We start from the raw sequence: 1,107 nt of genomic DNA on the forward strand, positions 1-1,107 counted from the left end.
ACACCATTTTGATCAAGAATTTTTCCTCTTTCAGCTGAAGAAGTTGCGATAGTAATTGAAATGAAGTTGATTTTTAATAAAATTAGTAAAATCACACTTACAATAGAAAGAACCGCAAAAAATCTCCATCTTTTCGTATGTAACATATAACCCTCCCTTATGTAGCCTATTCCATCTTATAGTTAATTATTTTTTTTGTAAATGTGGAACAACTTTATGATTTAGATTGTCTATTAAGTATTACAGCATGAAGAAAGGAACAATCAGTATGAAAAAAAGTACATGTTAATAGTAAGTCTATGTGTAAGTTTAATATGAGTCATTATACAGTTTAGCATTTCTAATGCAGGCGACAAAAAAATAGAGAAAAAAACAGGAAGGGAGATTTATCAATTACGCGGCTAAACCAAAAGGAATGTATGCTTACAAGGATTTAACAAAAAAGATAAGACACTATTATAACTGAATAGTGGTTTCTAATATATAGGGAACGCTTTTAGTATATTTATTTACTAAGTATTAGTGAGGATTTCCTGAAGAATTATATGGAGGATTTATGAAAGAACAAAAAGTAAAGAAACAGAAGACATATATATCTATTCGATTGAATATAATGTTCCTTTGCATATTTGTACTATTCTCAGCTATTATTATGCAGCTAGGAAAAGTACAAATCGTTGAGGGAGAGGCTTATAAGAACCAAGTGGAAAACAGTCAAAATGAAATAACTAGTATACCAGTTCCACGTGGACAGATTCTAGATCGAGAAGGGAAAACGGTCGTTAATAATAAATCTCTTCGCACAATTACGTATACAAGGGTGAAGGGGATTACGAGTGAAGATATTTTAAAAACAGCAAAAGACTTGGCGAAGGTACTTGAAATGCCCGAACAAGATATAAATAAATTAACCGATATCGATAAAAAAGATTTCTGGATGCAATTGAATACGAAACGTGCGGAATCAAAGATTACTAAAAACGACATAGGAAAGTTTAAAGAAAAGGGAATAGAGGGAAAAGAACTAGACAAAAAAATTCAAGACTTAAGACGAAGTCGCGTTACAGAAGTAGAATTGGCAGAATTAACAGCACAAGATTTAAAGGT

General features: G+C 31.3%; 1 pseudogene. It reads left to right on the plus strand.

Annotation, left to right across the window (positions count from 1 at the left end):
• Nucleotides 1–556: 556 nt before the first annotated feature.
• A pseudogene (locus tag MR155_RS31150) lies at nucleotides 557–1,107 on the plus strand (penicillin-binding protein); the annotation flags it as partial.

The sequence above is a fragment of the Bacillus cereus group sp. BfR-BA-01331 genome (assembly GCF_022663915.1).
In the GTDB taxonomy this organism is placed as follows: domain Bacteria; phylum Bacillota; class Bacilli; order Bacillales; family Bacillaceae_G; genus Bacillus_A; species Bacillus_A mycoides.